The 22,692-nt window shown below is 71.5% G+C and carries 17 protein-coding genes; 6 read left to right on the plus strand and 11 right to left on the minus strand.

The genetic code is table 11. From position 1 onward, the window contains the following. The first annotated feature begins 232 nt into the window (after positions 1 to 232). Positions 233 to 2,134 carry a 1-deoxy-D-xylulose-5-phosphate synthase gene (gene dxs, locus Pph01_RS16650; protein ID WP_204073986.1) on the plus strand — a complete coding sequence of 634 codons (1,902 nt, stop codon included), beginning with the start codon at positions 233 to 235 and terminating at the stop codon, positions 2,132 to 2,134. Positions 2,135 to 2,259: 125 nt separating this feature from the next. Further along, complete coding sequence (locus tag Pph01_RS16655; RefSeq protein WP_275412839.1) at positions 2,260 to 3,735, plus strand: amino acid permease; 1,476 nt, start codon at positions 2,260 to 2,262, stop codon at positions 3,733 to 3,735. On the opposite strand, the gene Pph01_RS16660 is transcribed toward Pph01_RS16655, so the two are convergent. Both Pph01_RS16660 and Pph01_RS16665 read right to left on the minus strand, forming a co-directional pair. After that, the gene (locus Pph01_RS16660) at positions 3,707 to 4,321 is read right to left on the minus strand and encodes a LysE family translocator (RefSeq protein WP_204073987.1); all 615 of its coding nucleotides are present in this window, start codon (positions 4,319 to 4,321) and stop codon (positions 3,707 to 3,709) included. The genes Pph01_RS16655 and Pph01_RS16660 overlap by 29 nt on opposite strands. 67 nt (positions 4,322 to 4,388) lie before the next feature. Next, complete coding sequence (locus Pph01_RS16665; protein WP_204073988.1) at positions 4,389 to 5,786, minus strand: sensor histidine kinase; 1,398 nt, start codon at positions 5,784 to 5,786, stop codon at positions 4,389 to 4,391. 195 nt (positions 5,787 to 5,981) lie between these two features. On the opposite strand from Pph01_RS16665, the gene Pph01_RS16670 reads away from it, so the two are divergent. Beyond that, positions 5,982 to 8,849, plus strand: coding sequence for a helix-turn-helix transcriptional regulator (locus Pph01_RS16670; RefSeq protein ID WP_204073989.1), 2,868 nt, complete (start codon positions 5,982 to 5,984; stop codon positions 8,847 to 8,849). A gap of 44 nt (positions 8,850 to 8,893) precedes the next feature. Here Pph01_RS16670 and Pph01_RS16675 read toward each other — a convergent pair whose 3' ends face one another. Continuing rightward, on the minus strand, positions 8,894 to 11,002 hold the full coding sequence (locus Pph01_RS16675) for a 3-hydroxyacyl-CoA dehydrogenase NAD-binding domain-containing protein (RefSeq protein ID WP_204073990.1): 2,109 nt from the start codon (positions 11,000 to 11,002) through the stop codon (positions 8,894 to 8,896). Continuing rightward, positions 10,999 to 12,183, minus strand: a complete 1,185-nt coding sequence (locus Pph01_RS16680; protein WP_204073991.1) for a thiolase family protein — start codon at positions 12,181 to 12,183, stop codon at positions 10,999 to 11,001. The genes Pph01_RS16675 and Pph01_RS16680 overlap by 4 nt, the downstream gene beginning before the upstream one ends. Positions 12,184 to 12,312: 129 nt before the next feature. Between Pph01_RS16680 and Pph01_RS16685 the strand changes: the two genes are divergently transcribed. After that, on the plus strand, positions 12,313 to 13,299 hold the full coding sequence (locus Pph01_RS16685) for a LacI family DNA-binding transcriptional regulator (protein WP_204073992.1): 987 nt from the start codon (positions 12,313 to 12,315) through the stop codon (positions 13,297 to 13,299). Here Pph01_RS16685 and Pph01_RS16690 read toward each other — a convergent pair. The 6 genes from Pph01_RS16690 to Pph01_RS16715 all read right to left on the minus strand — a co-directional run bounded on the left by Pph01_RS16690 (position 13,286) and on the right by Pph01_RS16715 (position 18,628). Next, the gene (locus Pph01_RS16690) at positions 13,286 to 14,134 is read right to left on the minus strand and encodes a sugar phosphate isomerase/epimerase family protein (RefSeq protein ID WP_204073993.1); all 849 of its coding nucleotides are present in this window, start codon (positions 14,132 to 14,134) and stop codon (positions 13,286 to 13,288) included. The genes Pph01_RS16685 and Pph01_RS16690 overlap by 14 nt on opposite strands. Beyond that, positions 14,125 to 15,300: a dihydrodipicolinate synthase family protein gene (locus tag Pph01_RS16695; RefSeq protein WP_373315670.1), complete on the minus strand. Its 1,176-nt coding sequence runs from the start codon at positions 15,298 to 15,300 to the stop codon at positions 14,125 to 14,127. Before Pph01_RS16695 ends, Pph01_RS16690 begins: the two co-directional genes overlap by 10 nt. After that, entirely contained in the window at positions 15,297 to 16,442 is a 1,146-nt protein-coding gene (locus tag Pph01_RS16700) for a Gfo/Idh/MocA family protein (protein WP_204073994.1), read from the minus strand. The genes Pph01_RS16695 and Pph01_RS16700 overlap by 4 nt, the downstream gene beginning before the upstream one ends. 120 nt (positions 16,443 to 16,562) lie before the next feature. Next, complete coding sequence (locus tag Pph01_RS16705) at positions 16,563 to 17,786, minus strand: HRDC domain-containing protein (protein WP_204073995.1); 1,224 nt, start codon at positions 17,784 to 17,786, stop codon at positions 16,563 to 16,565. A gap of 17 nt (positions 17,787 to 17,803) precedes the next feature. After that, positions 17,804 to 18,400 (minus strand): DUF3000 domain-containing protein, encoded by a 597-nt coding sequence (locus Pph01_RS16710; RefSeq protein WP_204073996.1) that lies wholly within the window; start codon positions 18,398 to 18,400, stop codon positions 17,804 to 17,806. A gap of 69 nt (positions 18,401 to 18,469) precedes the next feature. Beyond that, on the minus strand, positions 18,470 to 18,628 hold the full coding sequence (locus Pph01_RS16715) for a hypothetical protein (RefSeq protein WP_204073997.1): 159 nt from the start codon (positions 18,626 to 18,628) through the stop codon (positions 18,470 to 18,472). Between the two features lie 325 nt (positions 18,629 to 18,953). Here Pph01_RS16715 and hemE point away from each other — a divergent pair, with 325 nt between their 5' ends. Next, complete coding sequence (hemE, locus tag Pph01_RS16720; RefSeq protein WP_204073998.1) at positions 18,954 to 19,991, plus strand: uroporphyrinogen decarboxylase; 1,038 nt, start codon at positions 18,954 to 18,956, stop codon at positions 19,989 to 19,991. A 3-nt stretch (positions 19,992 to 19,994) separates the two neighbouring features. Here the strand turns inward: hemE and Pph01_RS16725 are convergent, their stop codons facing one another. Further along, positions 19,995 to 21,083 carry a DUF4349 domain-containing protein gene (locus Pph01_RS16725; protein ID WP_204073999.1) on the minus strand — a complete coding sequence of 363 codons (1,089 nt, stop codon included), beginning with the start codon at positions 21,081 to 21,083 and terminating at the stop codon, positions 19,995 to 19,997. Between the two features lie 153 nt (positions 21,084 to 21,236). On the opposite strand from Pph01_RS16725, the gene hemG reads away from it, so the two are divergent. After that, positions 21,237 to 22,676 (plus strand): protoporphyrinogen oxidase, encoded by a 1,440-nt coding sequence (hemG, locus tag Pph01_RS16730; protein WP_204074000.1) that lies wholly within the window; start codon positions 21,237 to 21,239, stop codon positions 22,674 to 22,676. The last annotated feature ends 16 nt before the right edge of the window (positions 22,677 to 22,692 follow it).

Here is a 22,692-nt window from a genome sequence, read left to right on the forward strand (position 1 = left end):
GACCGGCACGCACCCGGCGAAAGCCTAAGACGAAGCTCGAATGGGCATCCCACCCCATAGAGAAGCGCCGGACGCGAACGGGGACCCCAGGTGTCGAGGTGAATGCGCGGTAAAGCACAATTAACGAGAATTCCCTCGCGGGGTGTGAAGGTTCAGTGCGGTTCCTAGAAGGAGACACGCTCTCGCGAACTACACTCTGGTCTGTTCGAAGACGAGCGAAAGGGATGACTCGGTGGGGATTCTGGAGACGATTAAGGACCCGCTCGATCTGAAGAAGCTGGCCTCCGGCGATCTGCCGGAGCTCGCCGCCGAGATCCGGGATCTGCTGATCTCCACCGTCGCCCGCACAGGGGGCCACCTCGGCCCCAACCTCGGCGTGGTGGAGCTGACCATCGCCCTGCACCGCGTCTTCGACTCGCCGCGGGACCGGATCCTGTTCGACACCGGCCACCAGTCGTACGTGCACAAGATGCTGACCGGCCGCGCGGGCGACTTCGGCACGCTGCGCCAGGAGGGCGGCCTGTCGGGCTACCCCAGCCAGGCGGAGTCCGAGCACGACGTCATCGAGAACTCGCACGCCTCCACCGCGCTGTCCTACGCCGACGGCCTGGCCAAGGCGTTCGCCCTCCGCGGCGAGACCGACCGCACCGCGATCGCCGTGATCGGCGACGGCGCGCTGACGGGCGGCATGGCCTGGGAGGCGCTGAACAACATCGCGGCGCGCAAGGACCTGCCCCTGATCGTCGTGGTCAACGACAACGGGCGCTCCTACTCCCCGACGATCGGCGGCCTCGCCTCCCACCTGTCGACGCTGCGGATGACCCAGCGGTACGAGCAGGCGCTGGAGCTCGTGAAGAACAACCTCGGCCGGGTGCCCGTCGTCGGCGCGCCCCTGTACGAGACTCTGCACGGCGTGAAGAAGGGGCTGAAGGACATCTTCGCCCCGCAGGTCATGTTCGAGGACCTGGGACTGAAGTACGTCGGCCCGATCGACGGCCACGACGAGCCGGCGGTCGAGGCGGCGCTGCGCCGGGCGAGGGCCTACCGCGGGCCCGTCATCGTGCACGTGCTCACGCACAAGGGCCACGGCTACGCGCACGCGGAGAACCACGACGAGGACTGCTTCCACAGCCCGGCGCCCTTCGACGTCGAGACGGGCGAGGAGCGGCCGCGGCCGCACAGCTGGACCAACGTGTTCAGCGAGGAGATGGTGAAGATCGGCGCGCAGCGGGAGGACGTCGTCGCGATCACCGCGGCCATGCTCCACCCGGTCGGGCTCGCCGCCTTCGCGGACGCCTACCCCCAGCGGATCTACGACGTGGGCATCGCGGAGCAGCACGCGCTGACCAGCGCCGCCGGTCTCGCCCTCGGCGGCCTGCACCCCGTGGTGGCGATCTACGCGACCTTCCTCAACCGGGCCTTCGACCAGCTGCTGATGGACGTCGCCCTGCACCGGCTCCCCGTCACGGTCGTGCTCGACCGTGCGGGCGTCACCGGCGACGACGGGCCTAGCCACAACGGCATGTGGGACCTGTCGATGCTCCAGGTGATCCCCGGCCTGTCCATTGCCGTGCCGCGCGACGCCGTACGGCTGCGCGAGCTGCTCGCCGAGTCGGTCGGCATCGAGGACGGCCCCTCGGTCGTCCGCTTCCCCAAGGGGGCGCTGCCCCGGGAGATCGAGGCCGTCGGCCACCTCGGCGGGATGGACGTGCTGCGGGCGGGCGACCCCGACGTCCTGCTGGTCGCCGTCGGCCCCATGGCCGACATCTGCATGGACGCGGCGACCCTGCTGGACGCCCAGGGGATCTCCGCCACGGTGGTGGACCCCCGCTGGGCCAAGCCGCTGGACGAGGCCCTGGTGCTCGCGGCGGCGGCGCACAAGCTGGTCGTGGTCGTCGAGGACGGCGGGCGGTCCGGAGGCGTGGGCGACGCCGTCGCCCGCATGCTGCGCGACGCCGACGTGGACGTGCCGGTGCGGACGTACGGGATCCCCCAGCGCTTCCTCGACCACGCCAAGCGCCAGAAGATCCTCACCGAAATCGGTCTCACCGGGCAGGACCTCGCCCGCGAGATCACCGAGGCGGTCGCCAAGCGCTCGCCCGTGCTGGAACGGCATCCCGCGCGCCAGGTGTAGTGATCCCCACGTGATCCGGCGGCCCCGGACCGGTTCGCCGGGACGGGGCCCGCTGACGGTGACCGTGCGTAACCCCGGCGATTACGGGAAGTCTGCAGGTCATCGGCACGATGAGGAGCCTGCGGATGAGCGTGTTCCGTACCAAGACGGTTGAGCAGTCGATCCGGGACGCCGAGGGCGGGGAACACCGCCTGAAGCGGAGCCTCAACGCGCTCGATCTGACGGTGTTCGGGATCGGCGTCATCGTCGGCACAGGGATCTTCGTGCTGACCGGCGTGGCGGCGCGCAACACGGCCGGCCCCGCCGTCGCGTTGTCGTTCGTCGTCGCCGGGATCGCCTGCGGGCTGGCGGCGCTCTGCTACGCCGAGTTCGCGTCCACCGTCCCCGTCGCGGGTTCGGCCTACACCTTCGCCTACGCGACGATCGGTGAGCTCCCTGCGTGGATCATCGGCTGGGACCTCATGCTCGAGATGGCCCTCGGCGCCGCCGTCGTCGCATCCGGCTGGTCGGGATACCTCACGTCGCTGCTGAAGAACTTCGGGATCGACCTGCCCGCCTCCCTGGCCGGCGACACCGCTGTCGTCAACGTGCCCGCGGCGCTGATCGTGCTGGCACTGACGGCCGTCCTGGTCGCCGGGATCAAGCTCTCGGCGCGCTTCAACGCGACCATGGTGGCGATCAAGATGGCGGTCGTCCTGCTCGTCATCGTCGCGGGGCTGTTCTACGTGAAGGGCGCCAACTACCAGCCGTTCGTCCCGCCGTCCCACGAGGTCGACGGCAGGGGCGGGCTCGCCGCGCCGCTCATCCAGGTGTTGTTCGGCGTGCAGCCCGTGGTCTTCGGCGTCTTCGGGATCTTCACAGGTGCGGCGCTCGTCTTCTTCGCCTACATCGGATTCGACGTGGTCGCCACGGCGGCGGAGGAGACCCGCCGCCCCCAGCGCGACCTCCCCATCGGCATCATCGTCTCGCTGGCCGTCTGCACGATCCTCTACGTCGCGGTCTCCCTCGTCGTGGTCGGCATGCAGCACTACTCCTCGCTGAGCGTGTCGGCGCCGCTCGCCGACGCCTTCAGGGCGGTGGGAGCGCCGTGGCTGGCCACGCTCATCAGCGTCGGCGGCATCGCGGGACTGACCACGGTCGTGATGATCCTCATGCTGGGGCAGAGCCGGGTGCTGTTCGCGATGTGCCGGGACAACCTGCTGCCGCGGACCCTCGCCCGCGTCCACCCCCGGTTCCGCACGCCGTACCGGATCACGATCGTCATCGGGGTGATGACGGCGATCCTCGCGGCGTTCATCCCGCTCGCCGCGATCGCCGAACTGGTCAACATCGGCACGCTGTTCGCGTTCGTCGTGGTCTCGATCGCGGTGATCATCCTCAGGCGCACGCGACCTGAGCTGCCCCGGGCCTTCCGTACCCCCTGGGTGCCGGTCGTGCCGGTCATGTCGGTGCTCGCGTGCGTCTACCTGATGCTGAACCTGCCGGTCGAGACCTGGCTCAGGTTCCTCGTGTGGATGGTGATCGGCGCCGGTGTCTACTTCGGGTACGGCCGGCGCCGCAGCCGGGTGTCGGTCACTGAGGAGCCAGTCCTCGAAAACTGAGGACGGCGCCCGCGACGGTCAGCAGGAGCCCGCTGCCGCCCAGCAGCAGCCGGTAGCCCCTGAGACCGAGGCGATGCCTGCCGGCCCCCACGGCCCAGGCGAGGGCCACCTTGGAGCCGCACAGGACCAGGTAGAAGCCGCCCACGAAGGCCAGGGCCGACGCGGGCGAGTGCTCCCACGCGGCGTCGAAGGCGGGTGCGCCGACGGCGATCCAGAAGAGCCAGGGATGAGGGTTGAGGAGGTTCACCACGACCGCGTTCAGGACCTGCCGCACCGAGGAGGGCTCCGCCTCGCCGGGCCGCGGGGGCTCCGCCGTACGGGATTCGCGGATGGTCGAGACGCCCAGGTAGACGACGTAGAGCCCGCCGACGACGGACAACACACGGACGAACGTCCCCGGCATCGCGCCGACGACGGTCAGGGAGAGCACCACGACGGGAAAGTCGGACAGCAGCGGTACGCAGGCCAAGCGCACTCCGGACCGGAAGCCGCCGCGCAGGCTGGCGGCGATCACGAGGCTCAGCAGCGCGCCCGGAGTGACTCCGGCGCCCAGCCCGAGGCTGAGCCCCAGCAGCAACTCCGTCACGCGGCGATCCTCCCGATCTGTCCCGGTGAGGTTACCGGGAAGGCCGCCGGCGGGGGAATCGGCGTGATCAGTACTCCGCTAGCGGGATCCTCATCACGAACCGGGCGCCGCCCATATCCGAACATCCGGCCGTCAGGGTTCCCTGGTGGGCATGGGCGATGTCGCGGGCGATCGCGAGGCCGAGACCGCTGCCTCCCTGGTCGCGGCTGCGCGCGGCGTCCAGCCGGACGAACCGTTCGAAAATCCGTTCCCTGTCGGCGTCGGCGATCCCCGTCCCGTCGTCGGAGACCACGAGCAGGGCGACGGAGCCCTCGCGGCGCACCTCCACCTGCACGACGTGGGCCGCGTGCCGCTGGGCGTTGTCCAGCAGATTGGTCAACACGCGGCCCATCTGAATTCGGCAGGCCTTGACGGTTGCCCCGGTCTCGAGCCGAAGCCGCACCGGAAGGCGGTCCGAGCGCCGGGAAGTCTCCTCCTCGACCAATCCGGACAGGTCGACCGGTTCGCGCTCGGGCGGCGTTCCGGCATCCGTGCCCGCCAGCAGGAGCAGGTCAGTGGTGATCGCCTCGAGCCTGTCCACGGCACTCAGAGCATCGCGGATCACCAGGGGCGGCTCCGTCTGGCCGGGATGCAGCCGCGCCTCCTCCAGGAGGACGCGCAATCCGGCGAGGGGCGTGCGCAGTTCGTGCGAGGCGTCGCCGGTGAACCGGCGCTGCCGGGCCAGCGCCTGTCCGGCGCGCTCGTCCGCCTCCGCGAGCCGGACGAGAGTGCTGTTGATCGTCCTGGTGAGCAGTGCGATCTCCGTCGTCCCGGACGGTTCGGGGAGACGGCGGCCGAGGTTGTCGATGGTGACCGTGGCCAACTGCGTGCTGATGGCCTCGATCGGGGACAGGAGGCGACCGGCGACCCTCCAGATCGTCCAGGCGGCCGCCAGGATCAGCGCGGCCGCCTCGACGACGATCAGGAGCCGGCGGTTCGCGACGGGGTCTCCGACCGGCACGTGCCGGGCGGCGTAGACGACGGCGGAGCCCTGGTCAGGACGGACCCTGATGGCCGCGATTAACAGGCACCCGAGACGCCGGCGCGAACAGCTGTGGACGGCCTGCTGCGGATGAAGCACCGACGGCCACACGTCGGTCAGCGGCGCGAGCCCGTGAGCGGCGGTCGTGGAGGCGAGTACGCGGTGGCTCAGGCCGACGACCTGGACCAGGTCCACACCGGGTACCTGCGGTTTCACGGGACTCGTCAGATGGCCGAACTGGATCGCGGACACGGTCAGGATGGCCTGCCGCTGGACGGCCGCCCATGTGGCCTGAATCTCGGCCTGACGCGCCAGGGCCTCCCTCTGCGCACACGCGGGCACCATGAGGAGCACGATCAACGCAGTGGCCAGCAGGGCCGTGCGAGAACGGATGGACCGTAGGAACGGTCGCGCGAAAGGGGCGGACAGCGGCGTCTCGCGCACGGAGACCTCCTCGCCTAATGGTGGCCGCCCGCGCCGAACACTCCTGCGGCCTCGTATGGATGGGGCTCTGCGTATCGTGACCCCGCGTATCGGTCCGCACATCGCATGTATGGGCGATATTGCATACCGCATACGCATAGGCCACGGCGAGGTCGGCAGCCTGTGCGAAGTCACGCGAGCCGTAAGCTCGGGGTTGTGGCGGGCGCTTCTTCGCAGGAACGGGCGGCCGCGGGCGGGCCGGACTCCGGACGGTCGTCATGGCCGGGCTGGCGTGGCCGTGCGCGGGAGTGGGACCTTGTGGCGAGGGCGTTGCGGGCGGCCCGAGAAGGCCGGGGCGGCGTGGTGCTGATCGAGGGCCGGGCGGGGATGGGCAAGACCTGCCTGCTCAAGAAGGCCGCTGACGTCGCGGCGTCGGCGAGGTTCCAGGTCGGCCGGGGCGCCGCGGACGAGCTGGAGCTGGCTCCGCTGGCCCCCCTGAAATCTGCGGTCGAGGAGATTCACGGCGGCCGGTTGGCCGCTGGGCGCATGAACGCCCCGTCTTCTGCGGACATGCGGCTCATGCTGGTGCGTGAGGTGTGCGAGCCGTTGGAGAGGCTGGTGGCGCGGAGGGCGGCACTGCTCACCCTCGACGAGCTGCAGTGGGCCGATCCGCTGACCCTGCTGGCGATCCGGTCGATGGTGCGGGATCTCAGCTCGTACCCGCTCGTGTGGATGTTGGCGCGCACGACGGACGGCGGTCCCGTCTCCCCTCTGGACCGACTGTATGGCGGCCTGGAGCGGGACGGCGCCGACCGGAGCATGCTCGAGGCGCTGGACGAGCAAGCGGTGACGGAGGTCGCCACGGACGTCCTGGGCGCCGCGCCCGGGCCCGATGTGCTCGCCTTGGCGGCGCTGGCGGAGGGGAACCCCTTCCTGCTCGTCGAGACGCTCGGCAAGCTCACCGCGGAGGGCCTGGTCGAGACGGCCGACGGTCACGTGCGACTGACATCGGAACAGCAGCCGTGGGTCCAGACGATCACACGTAAGCGCATCGACGACCTCTCCCCGGCGACCCGCAACCTGGTGCAGGTGGCCGGGATCCTGGGCCAGGCGATCTCCGTGGGCGATCTGGCCGCGATGCTCGGCAAACCGACCAGTGAGCTGATCTGGATGCTGGACGAGGCGATGACGGCGGGCATCCTGGTGGCTGGCGTCGACCGGCTGGCCTTCCGGCACGAACTGCTGCGGCACGCCGTGCTGGAGACACTGGCCTCACCGGTCCGGCTGGCGCTCCACAGGGAGGCGGGGCTGACGCTGCTCGACAGCCGCGGCTCCGCCGTACCGGCCGCCCCGCATCTCATCAAGAGCGCCCTGCCCGGTGACGCCCGCGCCCTCCTCGGCTTGGACCGTGCGGCGCGCGAAGTGCTCACGACCTCCCCGCAAACCGCGCTCGACCTGGCCATGCGGGCGATCGAGATCAGCGATCCCACCGACCCCGGCCGCTTCGACCGGGTCGCGACCGCGGTGGACGCCCTGACGATGACCGGGCAGGTGGCGGAGGCGACCCGGCTCGCCCGCGAAACGCTGGGTACGGCTCCGCCCGGTGCCGCCCTGCGCCTGCGATGCGCGCTGGCGTACGCACTGGTACTGAGCGGCCGGCCCGGCGACGCGGTCGCCGAAGCCGAAGGCGTGCTCGCCCGGCCTGATGTCTCCGACGATCTCAGGGGCTTCGCCGAGTCGGCCCTCTTCTGGGGACTGATGTCACTGCGCGACTTCTGGAAGGGGCGCGAGCGCGCGGAAGCCGTTCTGGCCGATCGGGAGTACCGCGACGACACCGCGTTGGTCGGCGCGCACATGCTGCTCGGCCAGTTCGCCATGGTCGACGGGAAGGTCGCCGACTCGTTCCGCCACCTTCAGGAGGCGGTGCGGATCGCGAGCACGGGCTCGGTCGAGGCCATCGAACGCCCGTTCCCCCGCATGCTGCTGAGCATGAACTACAAGTTCGTGCGGCGACTCGAGGAGGCCGAGCTGTCCATCCAGGCCCTCGCCGAGGAGATCGAGATGCTTGGGCAGACCGTTCAGGCCGCACAACCCGCGTTCTTCCGCAGCTGCCTGAGGCTGGCCGAAGGCCGGCTCGACGACGCCGTGGCCGAGGCCGAGACCGGGCTGATGATCGACGAGGAGCTGGGCGCACACGTATTCGATCTCGTGGGACTCTGCGTGCTCGCGATCGTCTTCGTCCGGCGCGGTGACCTCGACTCGGCCGTCCAGTGCATCGACCGTTACCGCTCCGAGCGCGGCGCGCGGGGAATGATGTACGGCGGTGCGTGGGGGAGATGGGCGCGGGCAGTGGTCGTGGATGCCACAGGAGATCCAGACCGGGCGCTGGACGTGTTCCGCGTCGCCTACACCGATGCGCGGGAAAGGCGCTGGACGCTTCTCGTCGAGGCCACCGCGGCCGCCTGGATGACCAGGCTCGCACTGGCTACGGGGGAGCGGCGGTACGCGGAGCACGTCGTCGGCACAGCGGAGGAGCTGGCGCGGAACAATCCGGGCTTCCCTGTGCTTGCCGCCGCGGCCGCCCATGCTCGGGGTGTGCTTCACAAGGACGCCGCCGCCCTGGCCGTCGCCGTCACCGATCATCCGGACCCGTGGGGCCGGGCCTCGGCCGCCGAAGATCTCGGTGTCCTCCTACTCGAGGACACCGGCCGATCAGGTGATCGGACCGCCGTCGGCAGCTTCGAAGAGGCGCTCGACGGCTACGAGAGGATCGGAGCGCTACGTGACGTGGCCCGGGTCAGGGCTCGGCTGCGGAAGCTGGGCGTCCGCCATCGGCACTGGGCTCGTACCGAGCGCCCGGCCACCGGCTGGGCCAGCCTGACCGACACCGAACGGGCCGTCGCCGCTCTGGTCGCCAAAGGGTTGACCAACCGACATGCGGCCGCGCAGATGTTCCTCTCGCCCCACACGGTGTCCACTCACCTCCGCCATGTCTTCAGCAAGCTCGGCATCGCGTCCAGAGTCGAACTCGCCCGGCTCGCCGAGCGGCATCTGGCCGACTCGGAGGAGGACGACCGCACCTAGTGCCGCGGCCGATGAGCCGCGGCACCGGGTGAAGGTCCGGCCGGTCAGGCCGTGGGGACCGAGGCGACTCCGGGGGCCAGGAACCGGCCGCCGGTGACCTCCTCGGAGACGCCGGTCCTGTCCAGGTACGGCGTGACGCCGCCGGTGTGGAACGGCCAGCCGGCGCCGAGGATCATGCACAGGTCGATGTCCTCGGCCGCCGAGACGACGCCCTCGTCCAGCATGAGCCGGATCTCCTGCGCCAGTGCCCGCAGCGCCCGCAGGCGCACCTGCTCGCCGGTCGACGGCTGGGAACCACCCTCGAACAGCGCCCGGGCCTGCGGATCGATCTGGAAGTCGGCTCCGTAGAGGCCCGGCCTGCCCGCCGCGACCAGCTTGGCCAGGTTCTCCGACACGCCGTAACGGTCGGGGAAGGCCGCGTGCATGGTCTCCGCGACGTGCAGGGCGACGGCGGGGCCGACGAGCTGCAGCAGGGCGAACGGCGTCATCGGCAGGCCGAGGCCGTCGAGCGCGTGGTCGGCCGTCTCGAGGGGGGTGCCCTCGTCGACGGCGGCGATCACCTCGCCCATGAAGCGGGTCAGCAGCCGGTTGACGACGAACGCCGGGGCGTCCTTGACCAGCACCGACGACTTCTTGAGCGACTTGCCGACGGAGAAGGCCGTCGCCAGCGTCGCGTCGTCGGTGGCCGCGCCGCGCACGATCTCGAGCAGCGGCAGCACGGCGACCGGGTTGAAGAAGTGGAAGCCGACCACGCGCTCAGGGTGACGCAGCCCGGCGGCCATCTCCGTGATCGACAACGAGGAGGTGTTGGTGGCGAGCACGCACGTCTCGGAGACGACCGCCTCGACCTCGGCGAAGACCTGCTGCTTGACCTTGAGGTCCTCGAAGACGGCCTCGATGACGAAGTCGGCGTCCGCGAACGCGTCCTTGGTGAGCGAACCGGTGACCAGGGCCTTCAGCCGGTTGGCCTGGTCGCCCGAGATCCGGCCCTTGGCCTGCAGCTTGCCGATCTCGGCGTGCACGTAGCCGACGCCCTTGTCGAGGCGGTCCTGGTCGAGGTCGGTCAGCACGACCGGCACCTCGAGCCGGCGCGCGAACAGCAGCGCGAGCTGGGAGGCCATCAGCCCGGCCCCCACGACGCCGACCTTGGTGACCTTGCGCGCGAGCGCCTTGTCGGGGGCGCCCGCCGGCCGCTTGGCCCGGCGCTGCACCAGGTCGAAGGCGTACAGCCCGGCCCGCAGCTCGTCGCCCATCAGGAGGTCGGCCAGGGCCTCGTCCTCGGCGGCGAAGCCCTCGTCCCGCGACGCCGTACGGGCCAGGGCCACGAGGTCGAGCGCCCGGTAAGGCGCGGGGGAGGCGCCGCGCAACTTGAGGTCGACGAGCGTGCGCGCCTGGTCGATGACGGGCGTCCAGTCGGCGTCGGTGTGGGAGACCCGCTCCACGGTCGCCTCGCCGCGCAGCACCTGGGCGGCCCAGCGCAGTGACTCCTCCAGGAAGTCCGCCGGCTCGAACATCGCGTCGGCGATGCCCAGTTCGAACGCGTCCCGTCCCTTGATCATGCGGTTCTGGGAAAGCGGGTTCTCGATGATCAGCTTGAGGGCCTTCTCGGGGCCGATCAGGCGGGGGAGCAACTGGGTGCCGCCCCACCCGGGCACCAGGCCGAGGAAACACTCGGGGAGCGCGACGGCCGGGACTCCGGAGGAGATCGTCCGGTAGACGCAGTGCAGCGCGATCTCCAGGCCGCCGCCCATCGCCGCGCCGTTCACGAAGGCGAACGAGGGCACGCCCAGCTCGCCGAAACGGCGGAAAACGTGGTGGCCGAGCGCGCCGATGGCCTTGGCCTCCTCGCGCGAGGTCACCGAGGCGACCCCGGTGAGGTCGGCCCCGACAGCGAAGATGAACGGCTTGCCGACGACGCCCACGGCCACGACGTCGGTCCGGGCCGCGACGCCGTCCAGGGCCTCGTCGAGCGCGAGCAGTCCCTGCGGGCCGAAGGTGTTGGGCTTGGTGTGGTCGAAGCCGTTGTCCAGCGTGATCAGGGCCATGGTGCCCGCGCCGTACGGCAGGTCGACGTCGCGCACGACGGCCTTGGTGACGACCTCGTCGGCGTTCTTCCCCGCGAGGAGGGACTTCCAGTTCTCGACGTTGCTCATGCCAGGTTCTCCCAGATGACCGTGCCGCCCATGCCCATGCCGACGCACATCGTCGTGATGCCGTACCTGACGTCCGGGTGCTCGGCGAACTCCCGTGCCAGCTGCGTCATCAGCCGCACGCCCGAGGAGGCGAGGGGGTGGCCGAACGCGATCGCGCCGCCGTACGGGTTCACACGGGGGTCGTCGTCGGCGATGCCGAAGTGCTCCAGGAAGGCGAGCACCTGGACGGCGAACGCCTCGTTGATCTCGAACAGGCCGATGTCATCGATGGACAGCCCGGCCAGGCGCAGCGCCCGCTCGGTGGAGGGGATGGGGCCCACGCCCATGACCTCGGGGTCCACACCGGCGAACGCGTAGGAGACCAGGCGCATCTTCGGGGTCAGGCCCAGCTCCCGGGCGACCTCCTCGGCGGCGACGATGCAGCCCGTCGCGCCGTCGTTGATGCCGGAGGCGTTGCCCGCGGTGACCCGGCCGTGCGCGCGGAACGGGGTCTTCAGCGCGCTCAGTCCCTCGAGCGTGGTGCCCGGGCGGGGCGCCTCGTCGACGGTGGCCAGTCCCCAGCCCTCGGCGGCCTTGCGCGTCGCCGTCGGCACCAGGTCGGGCTGGATCCTGCCGTCGGCGTACGCCTTGGCGACCTTCTCCTGCGACGCCACGGCGAACGCGTCGGCGCGGTCCTTGGTGATGGAGGGGTACCGGTCGTGCAGGTTCTCCGCCGTCATTCCCATGATCAGGGCCGAGCCGTCCACGAGCTGCTCGGACAGGAACCGGGGGTTGGGGTCGACGCCCTCGCCCATCGGGTGGCGGCCCATGTGCTCGACTCCGCCGGCGATGGCCACGTCGTAGGCGCCGAAGGAGATGCCCCCCGCGACGCTGGTGACGGCGGTCATCGCGCCGGCGCACATGCGGTCGATGGCGTAACCGGGCACCGACTTGGGCAGCCCGGCGAGCACGGCCGCCGACCGGCCGATGGTCAGGCCCTGGTCGCCGATCTGCGTGGTGGCCGCGATCGCGACCTCGTCCACCCGGTCGGGCGGGAGGTTCGGATTGCGCCGCATCAGCTCACGGATGACACGGACGACCAGATCGTCGGCGCGGGTCTCGGCGTACAGGCCCTTGGGGCCCGATTTGCCGAAAGGCGTCCGAACGCCGTCGACGAAGACGACTTCACGGGATGCGGGCACGGGGATTCGCTCCTACTGCTCGGCAGCTTCCGAAGCCAATGCTACTGGCCAGTAACCAGTGCCCGGATCGGGGGGTGCGCGGATCGCCTTGCCATACTGGAAACCGCTTTCCTCGTCGTGGGAGGTCGTGTGGTCACACTTGAGGACGTCGCACGGCATGCCGGGGTATCGCTCGCGACGGCGTCGCGCGTGCTCAACGGCAGCTCACGCCAGGTCGGGCGGGTGATGCGGGAGCGAGTGGAAAAGGCCGCCGCCGAGCTCGGATACCGGACCAACGTGGCCGCCCAGACCCTCGCCCGGGGTGCGAGCGACGTCATCGGGCTGGTCGTCCACGACCTCGTCGACCCCTACTTCGCGGCCATCGCCGACGGCGCGATGCGAGCCGCTGACGCCCGCGGTCACATGGTCATGGTCGGCACCACCCACCGCGACCCCGAACGTGAGATCGCCTATGTCTCGACCCTCCACGCGCAGCGGGTGCGTGCGGTCCTGATCGCCGGATCCCGCGTCACCGACTCCGCCATGACCGACCGGCTGCGGGCCGAACTCGGCCGCTACCAGGAGACGGGCGGCCGCGTCGCCTGCGTGGGGCAGGACCTGCTCGGCGTCGCCACGGTCGCCCCCGCCAACCGTGAGGGCGCGGCCGACCTGGCGAGGTCCCTCGCCGCGCTCGGGCACACCCGGTTCGCCGTGCTGGCGGGCCCGCCCCACATGGTCACGGCGATCGACCGCCGCACCGGCTTCACCGAGGCGCTCAAGGAACTCGGCCTGCCCGAGCCGCGGATCGTGCACGGCTCGTTCGACCGCGACGGCGGCTACACGGCGGTCCAGGAGATCGCGGACGCCACGTGCGTGTTCGCCGTCAACGACGTCATGGCCGTAGGCGCGCTCGCCGCCCTGCGGGACCGGGGAGTGCGCGTGCCCGACGACGTCTCGGTGGCGGGCTTCGACGACATCGCCACCCTGCGCGACCTGACGCCGGCCCTGTCGACCGTACGGCTGCCGCTGGCGGACATGGGGGCCAGGGCGGTCGACCTGGCCCTGTCCGGCGCTCCGGCGACCGTGGTCGGCGTCGAGGGCCAGGTCGTGCTGCGCGACAGCGTCACACGCGTGTGACGACGAGACGTTCGAAGCGGTTCTTCATCGTGGCGACGACCTCGTCGGGGTCGGCGGCCCAGACGTCGGCGTTGAAGATCTCCACCTCCACGTCGCCCGCGTAGCCGGCAGCGGCGACGGCGCCGGTCAGCGGCCCGAAGTCGATCACCCCGTCGCCCATCATGCCGCGGCCGAGCAGCACGTCGGGAAGCGGGCTCAGGAAGTCGCAGACCTGGTAGGAGGCGATGCGCCCCTCCCGCCCCGCCCGTCCGATCTGCTCGAAGACTTGCGGGTCCCACCAGACGTGGAAGGTGTCGATCACCACCCCGACCGTCTCCGGTGCGTACGGCGCGGCGAGGTCGAGCGCCTGGCCGAGGGTCGACAACACGGCCCTGTCGGCGCAGTAGACGGGGTGGAGCGGCTCGAGGGCCAGTCGCACACCGCGCTCCGCGGCGTAGGGGGCGAGCAGGGCCAGCGCCTCGGCGACCCTTTCCCTGGCGGCGGGAAGGTCGCGCGAGATCTCGCCCAGGGGTTCGCCCGGCACGACCCCAGGCAGGCCGCCGACCACCATGACCAGGCAGGCGGCCTCCAGCGCCGCCGCCTCGTCGATAGCCCGACGGTTGTCCGCCTCGAAATCGGGCGCGGTGAGGAACCCGCCGCGGCAGAGCGAGGACACCCGGAGGCCCGCGTCCTTCACCAGGCGGACGGTCTCGTCCAGCCCCTGCTCGGCGACGTTCTGCCGCCACAGGCCGATGGCCGGCAGGCCGTGCCGTACGCACCCGGCGACGGCCTCCGCCACCGACCACCGCCTGGTCGTCCACTGGTTCAACGACAACCGTTCCAGCCTCACCCGCACCCCCGGAGGAGGGTGGTCATGCGGTGGACGGCCAGGTCGGGGTCGGGGAGCAGGCCGGCCTGGTCGGCGAGACGGAAGACCTCGGCGAGGTGCTCGACCGACCGGGCCGACTGGGCGCCGTTCACCATGACGAAGTCGTCCTGGTGTCCCGCCAGCCAGGCGAGGAAAACGATCCCCGTCTTGTAATGGAAGGTCGGGGCCTCGAAGATCTTCCGCGACAACGCCACCGTCGGCCCGAATGTCTCGTCATAAATGGCGAAATTTCGGGTCTGATCCTCCGTGTCTCCGGCCGCCTCGGCCCGATCCAGCGCCTCCAGCGCGGCCGCGGCCGCCGGGGCAATGGCGTCGAAGATCCCCAGCAGCGCGTGCGACCCCGATCTGATGAGCGAGGGGTAGTTGAAGTCGTCCCCGGTGTAGAGCCGCACGCCCTCCGGCAGGGCCGCGCGCAGGCGCACCTCGTGGTCCTCGTCCAACAGCGACACCTTGACGCCCTCCACCTTGGAGGCGTGCTCGCGGACGAGGGCGAGGAACGACTCGGTGGCCTTCTCCACGTCGGCCGAACCCCAATACCCGGCGAGCCGAGGGTCGAACATCTCGCCCAGCCAGTGCAGGATCACCGGCCGGTCCGCCTGGCCGAGGAGCCTGCCGTACACCGTGTGGTAGTCCTCGGGCCCTCGTGCGACCCGGGCGAGCTGACGGCTGGCCATGAGGATCACCCCGGCGCCCGTCGTGCGGACCGTCTCCATCTGCTCCAGGTAGGCGGCGGTGACCGTGTCGAGCGAGCCGGCGTCCGGCGCGTGGTCGGTGCCCGCGCCGCAGGCCAGCAGGTCGGCGGGGTCGCCCAGCGACCGGGCCTCGGCGGCGCTGCGCGCGATCAGCTCGCGCGTCGCGGGCCAGTCCAGGCCCATGTTCCGCTGCGCGGTGTCCATGGCGTCCGCGACGCGGAAGCCGTACGACCACAGGTGCCGCCGGAAACGCAGCGTGGCGTCCCAGTCGACCGCGGCGGGCCGGCCGGGCCCGTTGTCCTCCCGGGCGTCCGCGACCACGTGCGCCGCCGCGTAGGCGACCCGGCGCGTCGGCGGGCCGCCCGGGCGCGCCCAGGCGACGGGTTCCCCCAGTTCGTACGGCTCTCGCGTCCCGGGCAGCGAGATGACGGGACCGGTCACAGCCCCTCCACCTGGAGGCGGCGACCCTCCGCGTGGGAGCGGAGCCCGAGCTCGGCGATCTGAACGCCACGAGCACCGGCGGCGAACGAGTACGGGAAGGGGGCGTCCTCCAGCACGTGGCGGACGAACATCTCCCACTGGATCTTGAAGCCGTTGTCGAAGTCGGCGTTGTCCGGCACCCGCTGCCACTGGTCGCGGAACGACTCGGTGACGGGCAGGTCGGGGTTCCAGACCGGCCGGGGTGTGCCGGTGCGGTGCTGGATCCGGCACTCGCGCAGCCCGGCGACCGCGCTGCCGTGGGTTCCGTCCACCTGGAACTCCACCAGTTCGTCGCGGTTCACCCGGACCGCCCAGGAGGAGTTGATCTGGGCCACGATGCCGCCTTCGAGCTCGAAGACGCCGTAGGCCGCGTCGTCGGCGGTCGCCGCGTACGCCTTGCCGTTCTCGTCCCAGCGCTCCGGGATGTGCGTGCTGACGTGCGCGTACACCGATTCCACCCGGCCGAAGAGGTTCTCCAGCACGTAGGTCCAGTGCGGGAACATGTCGAGCACGATGCCGCCGCCGTCCTCGGCCCGGTAGTTCCACGAGGGGCGTTGCGCCGGCTGCCAGTCGCCCTCGAACACCCAGTAGCCGAAATCGCCGCGGACCGAGAGGATCCGGCCGAAGAACCCGCCGTCGACGAGGCGCTTGAGCTTGAGCAGGCCAGGCAGGAAGAGCTTGTCCTGCACGACGCCGTTCTTCACCCCGGCGTCCTCGGCTGCCCGGGCCAGCCGCACGGCGTCGGCGAGAGTGTCGGCGGTCGGCTTCTCGGTGTAGACGTGCTTGCCCCGCGCGATCGCCTTGAGCGTCGCGGGGACCCGCGCCTGTGTGACCTGGGCGTCGAAGTAGATTTCGTTGGCCGGGTCGGCCAGGGCGGCGTCCAGGTCGGTGGTGTAGTCGGCGACGCCGTGCCGTGCGGCGATGTCGGCGAGCTTGCCGAGGCTGCGGCCGACGAGCACGGGGCGCAGGCGCACCCGGCTGCCGTCGGACAGGGTCACCCCGCCCTGCTCGTTGATGGCGAGAACGGAACGGACCAGATGCTGGCGGTATCCCATCCGCCCGCTCACACCGCTCATCACGACGCCGAGAACGCGGTCGCTCATCCGAAGCACTCCTGATCGAGGGGGGAAAGCGCTTTCCCGGCGAGGATAACACCGCCCCCGACAGGCGTCACAAGAGGGACAGGGCGGCTCCCTCGGCGGTGGGGCCCCGAGGTGAGACGGTCAGACCTCGCCCTTGATCTCCAGGCGTTCGAGGGACTTGGCCATCGGGTGCGCGGTCAGCGCGATCTGCCACTCCCGGGCTCCCAGCCCGCGCAGCCGATCGGCTACAGCCTCGTCGGACAGGTCCGCGGGAGGCTCCCACGCGAGCCGGCGCACCGCGTCCGGCTGGAGCAGGTTCTCGATCGGCATGCGGTGCTCGTCGGCGAGCGCCGCGACCACCGTGCGAACCGCCGCGAGCCGTCGCGCGGCGGCGGGGTCGCGGTCGGCCCACCGGTTGGCGGGAGGCGGGCCGTCCCCCGGCCCGACCGGTTGCGGCAGATCCGACTCGGCCAGTCCGCGCGCCCGGGTCACGGCTCCCAGCCAGTCACGCAGGTGACGCCGGGCGCTGCGGCCCGTGAAGGGGGCGATCTCGGTGAGCGCCTTGGTGGTCCGCGGCTGGTCGAGCGCGGCCTGCACGATCGCCGAGTCCGGCAGCACCCGGCCGGGCGCGAGGTCGGAGGTCCGGGCGATCTCGTCCCTGAGCGTCCACAACTCGCGGACGACGGCCAGGCCGCGCAGCGTGCGCACGCGGTGGATGCCCGAGGTCCGCCGCCACGGATCGCTCCTCGGCGGGTGGGCGGGGGCGGCGACGATGGAGGCGAACTCCTCCAGCGCCCAGTCGAGCTTGCCGGTGGACTCGAGCTCCGCGTGCAGCGCGTCGCGGAGCTCGATCAGCACCTCGACGTCGAGCGCGGCGTACCGCAGCCAGGCCTCGGGAAGGGGCCGGGTCGACCAGTCGGCCGCCGAGTGCCCCTTCTCCAGCCGCAACCCGAGGACGACCTCCACCATCGTGCCGAGCCCGACCCGCTCGTACCCGAGGAGCCTTCCCGCCAGCTCGGTGTCGAACAGCCGCCGCGGCCGGAAGCCGATCTCGGACAGGCACGGCAGGTCCTGCGTCGCCGCGTGCAGCACGATCTCGGCGTCTTCGAGGGCGTGGTCGAGCCCGCTCAGGTCGGGGCACCCGATCGGGTCGACGAGGGCGCTGCCCGCGCCCGTACGGCGAAGCTGGACGAGGTAGGCCCGGCCGCTGTAGCGGTAGCCCGAGGCGCGCTCGGCGTCGACGGCCACGGGGCCGGTGCCCCCGGCGAAGGCGCGCACGGCAGCCTCCAGAGCCGCCGGGTCCTCGATGACGGGCGGAATACCTTCTCGCGGCTCCAACAGGGGCTGGACTTCGGGTTCGGTCACAGGTTCTCGGTCACAGGTTAAGGAACTTTCGGATCTTCTCGGCGGGCCGGGCGCGGGTGGAGCGCCGCGACGTCGGGGGGTAGCGGCGGGATGCCCGCCGCGAGGCACATCAGGTCGCACCAGGCGGCGACGTGTGCGGACAGGTCCTCGTCCAGCGGCGACCAGGACGCCCGCAACTCCAGCTCAGTGGTGACGGGATCCTCGGCCTTGTTGCCGAAGCCCTCCGACACCGCGCGGGTGACCGTGCCGCCGGCGGCGGCGTAGCTCGCGCCGTGGGAGTCGAGCGCCTCGGTGAGCCAGCTCCACGCTACCGGCCCGAGCAGCGGGTCGGAGGTGATCTCCGGCTCCATGTCGGCGCGCACGTAGGCGACCAGGCGGAACGGGCCCTCCCAGCCACGCTGGCCGTCCGGGTCGAACAGCATGATCAGGCGGCCGACGGCGAGCTCGTCGTCGTCGCGGTACACGGAGGCTCCGACCGCTCCCGAATAGGGGGCGAGGCGCTGGGGGGCGGGGATGTCCTCCAGCTCGATCTCCGGCCGCACCTCGGCGGGGCGCAGCGTCTCCAGAGCGCGCCGGAAGGCGGCTGGAGGCGCCGGCGGTTCACCGAGGGTCATGACCGAAGAGTAGGTCGGATTCGGCAGAGCGCGTAGCACGGGGGTGGCGATGGGGGGCATGGATGGTGGTCAAGCCGTCGCCGTCGCAAGCAGCAGGGCGCCCCCGCAGGTCATGCAGAGGAACTCGGGACACTCGTCGTGCCCGTCCGGGCAGGGGAGCCGCTCGAACGTGCGCTCGGCGTCGCAGCCGGCACAGTGCTCAGTGCGGCGTTCGGGGGAACTCCACATCGAAGTCATCGCTCCGGGCCTCTCGTCGGATCCGCGGTCGTGTCGGTCGCTCAGGACTGCTCCGACGTTGGCACGTCCCGCCGACATTTCCCCGCAACGCGCTCGGCGTGTCTCGAAAGTGGCATTGGAATCGATGCCGGATGGTCGTTTGACGAACATTTTGCCGAGCTGTGAGGGGATTCACACGACGGGGTGGGCCAACCATACCGATCATTGGCGCCGTGCGTGCCGCGCCGTGCCGGGCGTCGACGAAGATCATTCTATGGCCGCGCCGAGCTGAGAGGTTGGCGCACCGGGCGCTCGTCCGGCATGGGACGCTGGGGGAGTGAATCCCCAGCTGGCCGAGTCCGCCTTCCTCCGCGCCTGCCGGCGCGAGCCCGTCCCGCACACCCCCGTCTGGTTCATGCGCCAGGCCGGGCGCTCGCTGCCCGAGTACCGGCGCGTCAGGGAGGGGGTCGCGATGCTCACCGCGTGCGCCACCCCGGATCTCGTCGTGGAGATCACCATGCAGCCCGTCCGCCGGTACGGCGTGGACGCGGCGATCTTCTTCAGCGACATCGTGGTGCCGTTGAAGGCCATCGGGGTGGACCTGGACATCAAGCCCGGCGTCGGCCCGGTCGTGGAGTCGCCGATCGGGGACCACGCCGGGGTCGCCCGCCTGCGGCCGCTGGAGCCGGACGACGTCCCGTACATCACGGAGGCGGTGGAGGCGCTCGTCAAGGAGCTCGACTCGACTCCGCTGATCGGCTTCGCGGGCGGGCCCTTCACGCTCGCGTCGTACCTGATCGAGGGCGGCCCCTCCAAGAACCACGACCGCACCAAGGCCATGATGTACGGCGAGCCCGAGCTGTGGCACGAGCTGATGGACCGGCTCACCACCATCACCCTGGCATTCCTCCGCGTCCAGGCCGCCGCGGGCGCGTCGGCGGTGCAGCTGTTCGACTCCTGGGTCGGCGCGGTCGCCCCGCAGGACTACCGGACCTACGTGCTTCCCCACACCAGCCGGATCTTCACGGAGCTGGCCGACCTCGGGGTGCCGCGGATCCACTTCGGCGTCGGCACGGGTGAGCTGCTGGGCCTCATGGGCGAGGCCGGGGCCGACGTGGTCGGCGTCGACTGGCGGGTGCCGCTGGACGAGGCGGCACTGCGGGTCGGCGCGGGCAAGGCGCTCCAGGGCAACCTCGACCCCGCGATCCTGCTCGCCCCCTGGAAGGTGGTCGACGAGCGCGCCCGCGAGGTGGTGGAGCGTGGCCGGGTGGCGGAGGGGCACGTGTTCAACCTCGGGCACGGCGTGCTCCCGTCCACCGACCCCGGCCAGCTGGCGCGGCTCACCGACCTCGTTCACGAGGTGTCCGCGCGCTGAGTCTCACCGCCCGGCCGGAGGCCCTTGCTGCGGACCACCTGGCTGGCCACCGTGCGGCGGGCCGGCAGGAGGGCCGGTGGGAGGCCCGGAGGGAGCCCCCGCGGCTGTTCCAGTCGGCGGACTGCCCGCCATCACCGGCACCGGCGGCTGGCCGCCGGGTCCCTTCGCCGGTGCGCCGGCCGCCTTACGGTTTGGCCTGACGAGGCGCATCACGGCGACGACGGCCACCCAGATGACGGCGGCGACGACGAGCCACGGGAGCAGCGCGCCCAGCACGGCGAGCGCGACCCCGGTCGACGCCACCAGCGTCTCCCAGCCCTTCTCCAGACCCGAGAGGAAGCTCGGCCCCTCCGGCTCGGCGGCCCTCGCCGCCTGAGTCGGCGTCGGCGGCAGGACCACAGTGAGGGTGATGGTCGCCATGCCGGTCCGCTCCGAGAGCGCCCGCTGCCGGGCCTGCAGTGACTCGAGATCGGCCTCCCTGCTGGAGATCTCCCGCTCGATGTCCATGATCTCGCCGATCGCCGTGGCCTTCGACAGCAGCCGGCGGAACTGGGCGAGTGAGGACTCGGCGGACTTCACCCGGCTGGCGACGTCGGCGACCTCCCCGGTGACGTCCTCGGTCCCCTGCCGCTGCGAGATCCGTTTGCCCAGGTCGCGGCCGAGCCGCGCCAGCACGTCCGTGTACTGGGCCGGGGGGACCTTGAAGGTGACGACCGCGATGTCGTTGCCCGGTTGGGAGGTGCTCTTCTCGTCGGAGGCGTAGCCGCCGGCCGAGGTCACGATCTGGCGCGCGTTGTCGGCCGCGCCCATCACGTTCTTGGCCTGCACGGTGAGTTCCGCCGTCTGCACGACGGACCTGTCCGAGGTCACGATCTTGGCGTTGTCCGCCCTGGGCGCGCCGGGGCCGGCGGAGGACCCCACGGACCCCCCGGAGCCGCCGGCGGCGGCCTGGCCGGTGACCGTCTCAGGGGCCGCTGGGGCGGCCGCGCCGTCGGCCGTGCTCGACATGCCCGATTCCGAGCCGGAGCCACATCCCGAGATCAGGAAAACGGTCGCCGCGACGAGGGCGACGCCGTACCGGATTCGTTTCATGCCCTAGAGACGGATCCCCGCACGGGCGGGTTTCGGTACCGGTGTCACGATGCCGTCACGTGTCGATCTCGCTGGGTGATCGTCCGGAGTCCGGCCCGTGACCTTGTACCGCGGTGCCGGGGCCGCAGATACGGGACGGTAACTTCTGTCGATATGGACGGGACCTCTGACCGGCACGTGGTCGTCGTGGGGGCGGGCATCGCCGGCCTGGCCGCCGCGTGGCATCTTCACCGCGGCGACCCGACGTTGCGGATCACCGTGCTCGACGGCGCCACGCGTACGGGAGGCAAGCTGTTCTCCTCCGAGGTCGGCGGCGTGGAGATCGACGCCGGGGCCGAGGCCATGCTGGCGCGGCGACCCGAGGGCAAGGAACTGGCGCGGCACCTCGGTCTCGGCGACATGCTCGTGAACCCGGGCACGACCACGTCGGCCATCCTGTCCAGAGGGGCCCTGCGCCTCCTGCCCAAGGGACACGTGATGGGCGTGCCGTCCGACGTGGCGGCGCTCGCCCGCTCGGGCATCCTGACGCCTGGCGGCCTGGCCCGGGTGCCGCTGGACCAGGTCCTTCCTCCGACGCTGGTCACGACCGACGTCTCGGTCGCCGCGTACATCAGGGCGCGCGTCGGAGGCGAGGTCGTGGACCGGATGATCGAGCCGCTGCTCGGCGGGGTCTACGCGGGCCGGGCCGAGACGCTCTCCCTCGAGGCCACGATGCCCGGCGTCGCCGCGGCGGCCCGCACGGAGCGGTCCCTGCTCAAGGCGGCCAGGGACCTGGCGGCCAAGACGCCGAAGGACGCAGGCCCGGTCTTCACCACCCTCAAGGCCGGCCTGGGCGGCCTGCCCGCCGCCGTGGCCGCGGCGTCCGGCGCCGAGGTCCGCACCGGGGTGATGGTCCGCGACCTCGTGCGCACCCCGGACGGCTGGCGGCTGATCACCGGCCCCACCCGGGACGAGGAGGCCGTCGAGGCCGACGCCGTCATCCTGGCCGTGCCCGCCACCGCCGCCGCGCGGCTGCTGGAGCGGGAGGTGCCGAGGGCCGCGGCGGAACTGGCCGGGATCGAGTACGCCAGCATGGCGATCGTCACGCTCGCGTATCCCAGGGCCGCCTTCCCCGAACCGCCGTCCGGCAGCGGATACCTCGTGCCGCCGGTCGAGGGCAGGCCGGTCAAGGCCGTGACGTTCAGCACCACCAAGTGGCCGCACCTCGGAGAGGCCGACCCGAACCTGGTCCTCGTGCGCTGCTCGATCGGGCGGCTGGGGGAGGAGGCCCTGCTCCAGCGGGACGACGCCGAGCTCGTGGCCTTCGCGATGAACGAGATGACCGAGACCATGGGCGTGCGCGGGCTGCCGATCGACACCCGGGTCACCCGGTGGGGCGGCGCGCTTCCGCAGTACGACGTGGGTCATCTCGACCGGGTGGCTCGCGTCCGCGCCGCGGTGGCGGCCCACCCCGGCCTGGCCGTGTGCGGAGCCGCCTACGACGGGGTCGGCATCCCCGCCTGCATCGCCACGGGCCGCACGGCCGCCGCCCGCGTCCTCGATCACCTGAACGCCCGGCCCACGGCCGGGGCGCGGGAGGAGCCGGACACCTGAGGCGGCAGAATGGGGC

The organism is Planotetraspora phitsanulokensis, from assembly GCF_016863295.1.
Taxonomy (GTDB): domain Bacteria; phylum Actinomycetota; class Actinomycetes; order Streptosporangiales; family Streptosporangiaceae; genus Planotetraspora; species Planotetraspora phitsanulokensis.

Coding starts and splice junctions, on each gene's coding strand:
- Pph01_RS16655 (WP_275412839.1), top strand. CDS start 2,260: ATGAGCGTGTTCCGTACCAAGACGGTTGAGCAGTCGATCCGGGACGCC.
- Pph01_RS16675 (WP_204073990.1), bottom strand. CDS start 11,002: ATGAGCAACGTCGAGAACTGGAAGTCCCTCCTCGCGGGGAAGAACGCC.
- Pph01_RS16700 (WP_204073994.1), bottom strand. CDS start 16,442: ATGAGCGACCGCGTTCTCGGCGTCGTGATGAGCGGTGTGAGCGGGCGG.
- Pph01_RS16710 (WP_204073996.1), bottom strand. CDS start 18,400: ATGACCCTCGGTGAACCGCCGGCGCCTCCAGCCGCCTTCCGGCGCGCT.
- Pph01_RS16715 (WP_204073997.1), bottom strand. CDS start 18,628: ATGTGGAGTTCCCCCGAACGCCGCACTGAGCACTGTGCCGGCTGCGAC.
- Pph01_RS16725 (WP_204073999.1), bottom strand. CDS start 21,083: ATGAAACGAATCCGGTACGGCGTCGCCCTCGTCGCGGCGACCGTTTTC.
- hemG (WP_204074000.1), top strand. CDS start 21,237: ATGGACGGGACCTCTGACCGGCACGTGGTCGTCGTGGGGGCGGGCATC.